The organism is Janthinobacterium kumbetense (assembly GCF_023703445.1).
GTDB lineage: Bacteria > Pseudomonadota > Gammaproteobacteria > Burkholderiales > Burkholderiaceae_D > Janthinobacterium > Janthinobacterium kumbetense.
This window is the reverse complement of record NZ_JAMQGR010000046.1, coordinates 1-340: the sequence shown is the minus strand read 5'-3', so window position 1 is coordinate 340 and position 340 is coordinate 1. Positions and strand designations below refer to the sequence as shown.

At 51.2% G+C, this 340-nt stretch carries 1 tRNA gene; it reads left to right on the top strand.

From position 1 onward, the window contains the following. Window positions 1–79: 79 nt before the first annotated feature. Window positions 80–155: transfer RNA gene (locus NCG91_RS27890), tRNA-Glu, on the top strand. Window positions 156–340 lie beyond the last annotated feature (185 nt).

Sequence of the window (340 nt, the reverse complement as noted above, 5' to 3'; positions counted from 1 at the left end):
TTACCTCCACCAGCAGCAAAATCGCAGTCAGGTTTTGTTAGTCGTTGAAGTGGTGCCGATGTTGTTTGGAAGTTCCGCGGTCCCCATCGTCTAGAGGCCTAGGACATCACCCTTTCACGGTGAGTACAGGGGTTCGAATCCCCTTGGGGACGCCAGGTAGTTGTGGTATAGTAGTGGCAGTTGTTTGTACTGATTGTTGTAAGTTCAGGATCGTAAAAAGCGGAATCTGGATGGAAAGCAAGTAGTGGAACAAAGTCGCCAAGTGCGGCTTTTATTATTTCTGCGCCCGGGGGGTATAGCTCAGCTGGGAGAGCGCTTGCATGGCATGCAAGAGGTCAGC